The organism is Loktanella sp. DJP18, from assembly GCF_049310965.1.
In the GTDB taxonomy this organism is placed as follows: domain Bacteria; phylum Pseudomonadota; class Alphaproteobacteria; order Rhodobacterales; family Rhodobacteraceae; genus Loktanella.
This window is the reverse complement of sequence record NZ_JBMERN010000040.1, coordinates 24,778-31,588: the sequence shown is the minus strand read 5'-3', so window position 1 is coordinate 31,588 and position 6,811 is coordinate 24,778. Positions and strand designations below refer to the sequence as shown.

At 64.7% G+C, this 6,811-nt stretch carries 8 protein-coding genes, 1 tRNA gene and 1 pseudogene; 4 read left to right on the top strand and 6 right to left on the bottom strand.

Annotation, left to right across the window (positions count from 1 at the left end; all coding sequences use genetic code 11):
• A pseudogene (locus tag ACOI1H_RS12905) lies at positions 1–375 on the bottom strand (hypothetical protein); the annotation flags it as partial.
• A 53-nt stretch (positions 376–428) separates the two neighbouring features.
• On the opposite strand from ACOI1H_RS12905, the gene ACOI1H_RS12900 reads away from it, so the two are divergent.
• Positions 429–1,139 (top strand): acyl-homoserine-lactone synthase, encoded by a 711-nt coding sequence (locus ACOI1H_RS12900; RefSeq protein ID WP_422438003.1) that lies wholly within the window; start codon positions 429–431, stop codon positions 1,137–1,139.
• Positions 1,140–1,343: 204 nt separating this feature from the next.
• On the opposite strand, the gene ACOI1H_RS12895 is transcribed toward ACOI1H_RS12900, so the two are convergent.
• Both ACOI1H_RS12895 and ACOI1H_RS12890 read right to left on the bottom strand, forming a co-directional pair.
• Positions 1,344–1,419, bottom strand: a tRNA-Thr gene (locus ACOI1H_RS12895).
• Positions 1,420–1,461: 42 nt separating this feature from the next.
• Positions 1,462–3,111 (bottom strand): ABC transporter permease, encoded by a 1,650-nt coding sequence (locus tag ACOI1H_RS12890; protein WP_422438001.1) that lies wholly within the window; start codon positions 3,109–3,111, stop codon positions 1,462–1,464.
• Between the two features lie 93 nt (positions 3,112–3,204).
• Between ACOI1H_RS12890 and ACOI1H_RS12885 the strand changes: the two genes are divergently transcribed.
• A complete protein-coding gene (locus ACOI1H_RS12885) occupies positions 3,205–4,080 on the top strand; it encodes a hypothetical protein (RefSeq protein ID WP_422437999.1) in 876 nt (291 codons plus the stop codon).
• A gap of 23 nt (positions 4,081–4,103) precedes the next feature.
• Here ACOI1H_RS12885 and ACOI1H_RS12880 read toward each other — a convergent pair whose 3' ends face one another.
• Complete coding sequence (locus ACOI1H_RS12880) at positions 4,104–4,367, bottom strand: DUF2312 domain-containing protein (RefSeq protein ID WP_422437997.1); 264 nt, start codon at positions 4,365–4,367, stop codon at positions 4,104–4,106.
• Between the two features lie 113 nt (positions 4,368–4,480).
• Between ACOI1H_RS12880 and ACOI1H_RS12875 the strand changes: the two genes are divergently transcribed.
• A complete protein-coding gene (locus ACOI1H_RS12875; RefSeq protein ID WP_422437995.1) occupies positions 4,481–4,696 on the top strand; it encodes a hypothetical protein in 216 nt (71 codons plus the stop codon).
• Here the strand turns inward: ACOI1H_RS12875 and ACOI1H_RS12870 are convergent.
• Entirely contained in the window at positions 4,693–4,986 is a 294-nt protein-coding gene (locus ACOI1H_RS12870) for an ArsR/SmtB family transcription factor (RefSeq protein WP_422437994.1), read from the bottom strand. The two genes, ACOI1H_RS12875 and ACOI1H_RS12870, sit on opposite strands and share 4 nt — an antisense overlap.
• Before the next feature lie 213 nt (positions 4,987–5,199).
• Between ACOI1H_RS12870 and ACOI1H_RS12865 the strand changes: the two genes are divergently transcribed.
• Positions 5,200–5,604 (top strand): TIGR01244 family sulfur transferase, encoded by a 405-nt coding sequence (locus tag ACOI1H_RS12865; RefSeq protein ID WP_422438009.1) that lies wholly within the window; start codon positions 5,200–5,202, stop codon positions 5,602–5,604.
• Between the two features lie 154 nt (positions 5,605–5,758).
• On the opposite strand, the gene ACOI1H_RS12860 is transcribed toward ACOI1H_RS12865, so the two are convergent.
• Complete coding sequence (locus ACOI1H_RS12860) at positions 5,759–6,799, bottom strand: FliM/FliN family flagellar motor switch protein (protein ID WP_422437992.1); 1,041 nt, start codon at positions 6,797–6,799, stop codon at positions 5,759–5,761.
• Positions 6,800–6,811: the final 12 nt, after the last annotated feature.

Here is a 6,811-nt window from a genome sequence, read left to right as displayed (position 1 = left end):
AGCATCATCGTCATTTTTATCCATGATCTGGCGCAAGACGATGTAATCGTAAGCTTCCGACACGACGATCATCGCCCCGGCAGCAAGCGCCAATTCGAGACTGTAGTAAAATCCCGCCAGGACAAGTGCCGCAACAAAAATGACGGCGCGCTGCCACACCAGCTTCATGCCGATTGCTGCGTAATCCTTCATCTGCTTTAGCAAAACCACATCATGTGGCGTTGGCACGGCAACCGAAATACCAGATGGTCTGCTCATCTCCACTTTACTTTGCACCTGATCTTTGGGGGAACGATCCAGACAAACGATTTCATGATACTTGGAAACCACACTTCGGACCGTATAGGCAAGCAATGTGGCGTCAATATGGAGCAAGCGGGGCTATCGTGTCACGACTGTAGACAATACGTTTCATAGGTGCAACGAGCATGCGGGATTTTCTTCCGATGAATGAGTCAAAAGCAAGTCTACTTCCGCCCCTGGAAACGGTCGTCTCGAAATCTCCTCCATCCGGCAACGAGAAAACAATTCTGACCGTAGAGCAACTGCTCCGGCCCAATCGTCAGCTGAGGGCGACAACTCTGTCGCTAATGAACATGCATCACTATGGAGAGCTGTTCATCAGCTACCTCAAGGAACGCCGCGAAGTTTTCATCGTGTCGAAGGGTTGGAAATTACCCGAAACGGATGGCATGGAATTCGACCAATACGACACGCCAGAGGCGCGCTGGGTCGTCGTCCATGAGTTCGGTGAGGTTCTGGCCGGCATCCGCATAGCACCGACGACGGCCCGCTGCGGCCTTCACAGCTACATGATTCGAGACGCTCAACTTGGTCTGCTCGACGGTCTTCCGCTGGATCCGCTGCACTTCGAGGCACCGGTATCGAAGCATATCTGGGAAGCGACACGCCTCTTTGTCAGTGCAAAGGTTCCGGCCGCTCGCCGCGCAGAGATCCAGACGATTCTGATGCTGCAAATGATCGAATCGGCGCGCGCTTTGGGCATTTCGCAGATCATCGGTATCGTGCCGGCTGTATTCAAGCGATGGCTGAAACGCATTGGACTGGATGCAATCGCCGTCGGTCCGAAATTCGATCTCGACGGCGATACGTCACAAGCCGCGCTGCTGACTGCCTGATTACGCGCCGCCGGGTGCGGCCGAATAGCGATATGGCGAACTTGAAGCGCCGTCGCTGGACGCGACTGTGGATTGGCTGCGGAGTTCGAATAAAATAGCTGCGGAAAACGGGGCCACCGCACGCGCCAAGGGGGACACAAAGGGGGAAGATAGACGACACGGCTCAATTACGCCTTTGATTTCAAAAGGTAAATTGATTCTAACTGGTGCCCCCACACGGACTCGAACCGCGGACCTACTGATTACAAATCAGTTGCTCTACCAGCTGAGCTATAGGGGCACTGTCGGCGAAATAGCGCGGCGGGGGCGGGCTTGCAAGGGGCTAGCGGTTGGCGCGGGCCAGCAGGGTCACGGCGACCAGACCGACGGCGCAGATCACCAGCGCGGCGGGGGCGGCCTGGGCGATGTCCTCGAGACTGGCCTTGGCGTAGACGCGGGTGGACAGGGTGTCGTGGTTGTACAGCATCAGGGTCGCGGGCAGTTCCTTGACCGCGTCCACGAAGGTCAGCAGCAAAGCCGAGCCGACGCTGGCGCGGATCAGCGGCAGGTGGACGGCGCGCAACGTCTGACCGGCCGACCGACCCAGCGACCGTGCGGCCATCGGCAGGCTGGCCGGCACGCGGCCCAGCGCGGCGTCCGCGGCCCCTTCGGAGATCGCGAAGAAGCGCACGACATAGGCGAGGACCAGAACACCTGCGCTGCCGGTCAGCATCAAGCCGGGGTCGTTGCCGGTGATCGACAGGATCAGGTCGGCCAATCCGTTGTCGAAGGCTGCCATCGGCACCAGGATGCCCAACGCCAGCACGGCACCAGGGGCGGCATAGCCCAGCGCCGTCACCGGCAACAGCAATTGCGGCAGGCGACGGCCTGACAGCCGTGTGCCGTAGACCATGAAGACTCCGCCAAGCACGGCCAGAAGGGCGGCCGCGCCGCATACCAGAAGCGTGCGGACCAGCGCCTCGGCCAGTCCGGGTGCTGTCCATTGCGCGGCCGTGAGCGCGTGCGACGTCAGCACCGCGACTGGCAGCACGAAGCCGGCCAGCACCGGCAAGAGGCAGGCCAGCGTCGCAACCCATGCGCCTGCCCCTTGCAGGCGCGCCGGTGTCACGGGCCGCACGTTGCGGGCCGAGACGGCAAAGCGGGACCGGCGACGTGACGCCTTCTCCAACCCCACCAGAACCACGATGACCGACAGGATCACGCAGGCGATCTGCGCCGCACCGCCCAGATTGCCGCCTTGGCGCCAGACCGAGAAGATGCCGGTGGTCAACGTCTGCACGGCAAAATAATCGACGGTGCCGAAGTCGTTCACCGTTTCCATCATCACGACGGCCACGCCGGCGGCGATGGCGGGGCGGGCCAATGGCACGCCGACGCGCAGGAACCGCGCGACGGGTCCGGCCCCGAGGGCGCGGGCGACCTCGTATCCGGCACCGCTTTGTTCGCGAAACGCGGCCCGGGCCAAGAGGTAGACATAAGGATAGAGCGCTGCCCCGATCACGGCGACGGCGGCCCAGCGGGTGCGGATCTGAGGGAACCAGTAATCGCGCGAGTTGGACCAGCCGAAGATGTCGCGCAGCCCGGTCTGGACCGGGCCGGCATAGTCGAGGAAATCGACAAGTGCATAGGCCCCGACATAGGCCGGCACGGCCAGCGGCATCAGCAACGCCCATTGCAGCCAGGCTCGCCCCGGAAAGCGGTACATCACGACCAGCCAAGCGGTCACGGTCCCGATCACGGCCGTCATCGCACCTGTCCCCACCATGAGGAGTCCGGTATTGGCCATGTAGCGCGGCAAGGTCGTCGACAGCAGGTGCGGCCAGATGTTGTCCGTCGGCGTGACCGCAAACCAGATGACGGCGATCAATGGGGCCATGACCACGCAGGCGATCAGCACCGCACCGATCGACCAGAAGTCGAAGGTCGCACGCGGCCGGCGGGGTCGCAATACCTGAGTGCTTTGGTCTGACATGAGGTGAGCGCCTAGCGGAAAGCGGTTCCCCTGTCCAGATTTCCGGTTATGATGCCGGGCAACACGAACAAGAAATTCGACGCAGGGCAAGTCATGGAAATCGCATTGCATATCGGGGCCAACTGCACCGACGAAGACCGGCTGCTGAAGTCGATCCTGAAGAATGGCGACGTCCTGGCGCAGCACGGCGTGGCGGTCCCCGGCCCCGGCAAGTATCGACGCCTGATCCGCGAGACGATCCAGAACCTCAACGGCGCGGCGCCTGCGGCAAACACGCGTCAGATCCTGCTGGACGCGATCCTCGACGCCGAAACGCCGCAGCGGCTGGTGATGAGCAACACGAACTTCATCTGCATCCCGAACCGGATCTTCGACAACGAAATCCTCTACAGTCAGATGGAATTCAAGCTGTGCGGCATGTTGCAGCTTTTTCCGGACGACGAAATCGACATCTACCTTGCGGTGCGCGATCCGGCGACCTTTCTGCCGGACACCTATCGCCGGTCGAAGGCCGACAGCTTTGCCGCCTTCATGCAGGGACGCGATCCGCATGACGTGATGTGGTCGGACCTGGTCAGGCGCATTCGCGCCTCTGCCCCGCAGGCCACGCTGACCGTCTGGTGCAACGAGGACACGCCCATGATCTGGGCGGACCTCGTGCGCGACATCGCGGGGCTGGAACACGACGTGAAGATCACCGGCGGCTTCGATCTGTTGGCCTCGATCATGTCGCACGAAGGCATGAGCCGGTTTCTGGCCTACATGCAGGCCCATCCGCCCAAGACCGATGCGCACAAGCGACGGGTGATCGCCGCGTTCCTCGACAAGTATGCGCTGAACGAGGAGGTCGAGGAGACCATCGACCTGCCCGGGATGACTGCCGAGGATATCGCCGACCTGTCTGACGCCTACGAGGAAGACGTGGCCCGGATCGCGCAGATGACCGACGTCACCTTCATCATGCCCTAGGCGTCGTGCCTTGCTACGGACTCTCAGCTCATGCCGAGAGCGGCCATGTACATTTCCATCACGGCCTCTTCCTCGTCCAGATCGTCCTTGTCGCGTTTGCGGATCGCGATGATCTTGCGGATGACCTTCACGTCGTAGCCGCGGCCCTTGGCCTCGGCCATGACTTCCTTCTGGGCGTCGGCGATGTCCTTCTTTTCCGCCTCCAGACGCTCGTACCGTTCGATGAACTGACGCAGTTCCTCGCCGGCGACATTCTCGGTCTGGATTGTGGTGGCGGTGTCGGACATCGGTGAAGGCTCCTGCGGCTGCGGTCAGGCCCCGTTCCTAGCCCCTGCCCCCGCCCCTTGCAAGGTGCGCGCTGCCGCGGTAGCGGGACCGCGCAACAACGAGGGGCTGCAGGATGACCTACGTGATCTGGGGTGGTGCGCTGCTGTCCGTTGTGGGGCTGTGCGGCGTGCTTTATGCCGTCGTGGCGGTCCTGCGGGCCAAGGCGCGCGGGTCGGACGACGCGGCCCTGCGGGTCAGGGTCGCGCAGATGATGCCGGTGAACCTCGCCTCGTTCCTGCTGGCGGTCCTGGGGCTGATGATGGTCGTCGTGGGCGTGTTGCTGGCCTAAGGGGCGGCGGCCATGTCGATCAGGTGCAACACGCGCGAGTCGGCCAGCGCATAAACCATGATCCGCGCGTCGGCATCGGTGCGCTGGCAGGTCACGAGTCCATCGCCGCGCATGCGGGACAGGTTCACGGACACGACGGGCTGCGGGGCACCCACCGCCTCTTGCAGGGCGCTGACCGACTGCGGCCCGTCGCGCAGCGCCAGCATCAGCGACAGCCGCATCGGGTTGGCCAGCCGCTTGAACAGAGCGGCGGCCCTATCGGCGGGATCGGATGACGGGGTCTGTGACATGCGTGGCCCTTGCAGGTGTGTCGCGATCGGCGGAGGGGTCGGGATCTGGCAGGCACCGTAACCCGTCCTGACCGAGGCGGGAAGGATGATGACAAGGCTGTCGCTCGCGTGTGGCCCCGGGTGCCCACCACAGGATCGCCCGGCCGGCAGATCATGCCCCTGCCCAAAGCATGGCGGCTGGACGCACGACACCCGGGGGGCTATGCCTGCGTCATGGATATACGCCCGATCACCCCCGCCTTTGCGGCCAGCCCCCAGATCGACCCCGCCGACGCCGGCGCGATCAAGGCGGCGGGCTTTGTCACAGTCATCTGCAACCGCCCGGACGCAGAAGTGCCGCCCAGCCATCAGGCCGATGCGATGCGCACCGCGATCGAGGCGGAGGGTCTGACCTTCGTCGTCAATCCCGTCACGCATCAGGGTCTGAACGCCGAGATGGTCGCGATCCAGAACGCTGCGGCCGCCTCGGGCAAGACCCTGGCCTATTGCGCGTCCGGCACGCGGTCCACCATCGTCTGGGCGCTGGGTCAGGCCGGAGAGATGGACCCGGACGAGATCATTGCGGCCGGCGCGCAGGCGGGCTACGACCTGAACGGCCTGCGCAACCGCCTGGCCTGAACTGGCGCGGCGCGCGGGTGACCTGCGGCAGGACGGGACCTGTGTCAGGGGTCCTGGCCTGCCCGACGGGTCCGGAGGCCGGGAGAGCCCTTTGCGGCAAAACGACAGGCCCGGTCTGTCGCTACCTGTTGCGGGCACATGCCTGCGGCAAGTTCTAAAGGGCAAGCGGCTGCGGTGCGGCGGACCAGTCGGCCTCGTCAACCTCGCCCATGGTGAATTGCGGGGCGGCCTTGTCGCCGGCGCGTGTGCGAACGCCGCTGCGCCTGTCGATCCCCGCGTCCGAGGTGTGGTCCATCTCGGTCATCGGGATTGCGTCGGCTTCTGCCTGCACGCGCACGGCGATCTGACCTGCAATCTGTCCCAGACGCCCCCGTGCGACCGTGCGACCGGCCGAGTCCACCAGCCGCACCATCCCGACGGTGCAGCCCGGCAACGGCAGGCACTGGCCGACCTCGAGCGACGTCAGCGTGGACAGCGGCACCTTCAAGCGGTGCAGGACCGCATCCAGCCGCGCCGGTGCCGCCATGACGGCGGCGCGGAATTGGGTGTGCCAGTCCACGATCGGCGCGTCATGGATCACGACCTGCGCCTGCGGCATGGCCGACGGCTGCAAGGGTAGGGCCAGCAGCAGCGCGCCCTGACGTTCCGGCGCACCGCAGTCAAGCGACAGGCGCATCAGCCGATAGGTGCGGTCCGTCAAGGCGAAGCTCGCGGCGCGGCAAGTGTCGAACCGCTGGCCAAGACCCACGTTCCGGGTCCAGCCATCCAGGGCGGTGCGGGCCGTCGTCTCCTCCATCTCATCCAGGATGGCGCGCAGCAGGGTCTGGACAAGGGTACATTCGGTTCGGGTCACGCGGCGGGTCTCGGGCGGGCTTGTCCCGATCCGGCCGGTGGTCATCACCTCGATCGTCGCGGCGACGAGGCCCGCGTCGCAGGCCAGCAGGCCGCAGATCGCGCCGTCGCGGGTCAGGGCCAGCAGCAGCATGTCGTCATCGAATTCCGTCAACAGCGGGTCGAGCGGGAGGGCCTGTTCGCCGACGCTGCCGACCGTGACCTTCATCCCGACGCTGGACTGCGCACCGCGTGCGAGCGCCAGCCGCACCGCGCGCGACGCGGTCAGCGGCACATCCGGCGCATCCGGTTGCTGGCGCTGCGTCATGCGGTGCAGAACGCCGGTGCCCGTCCCCAATGTCATGCTGTCCCTCGT

What these genes read in the sequence shown, in the direction of transcription:
- ACOI1H_RS12875 (WP_422437995.1), top strand. Translation starts at nt 4,481, where the DNA reads ATGACCTACGTGATCTGGGGTGGTGCGCTGCTGTCCGTTGTGGGGCTG.
- ACOI1H_RS12890 (WP_422438001.1), bottom strand. Translation starts at nt 3,111, where the DNA reads ATGTCAGACCAAAGCACTCAGGTATTGCGACCCCGCCGGCCGCGTGCG.
- ACOI1H_RS12860 (WP_422437992.1), bottom strand. Translation starts at nt 6,799, where the DNA reads ATGACATTGGGGACGGGCACCGGCGTTCTGCACCGCATGACGCAGCGC.
- ACOI1H_RS12870 (WP_422437994.1), bottom strand. Translation starts at nt 4,986, where the DNA reads ATGTCACAGACCCCGTCATCCGATCCCGCCGATAGGGCCGCCGCTCTG.
- ACOI1H_RS12880 (WP_422437997.1), bottom strand. Translation starts at nt 4,367, where the DNA reads ATGTCCGACACCGCCACCACAATCCAGACCGAGAATGTCGCCGGCGAG.
- ACOI1H_RS12865 (WP_422438009.1), top strand. Translation starts at nt 5,200, where the DNA reads ATGGATATACGCCCGATCACCCCCGCCTTTGCGGCCAGCCCCCAGATC.
- ACOI1H_RS12900 (WP_422438003.1), top strand. Translation starts at nt 429, where the DNA reads ATGCGGGATTTTCTTCCGATGAATGAGTCAAAAGCAAGTCTACTTCCG.
- ACOI1H_RS12885 (WP_422437999.1), top strand. Translation starts at nt 3,205, where the DNA reads ATGGAAATCGCATTGCATATCGGGGCCAACTGCACCGACGAAGACCGG.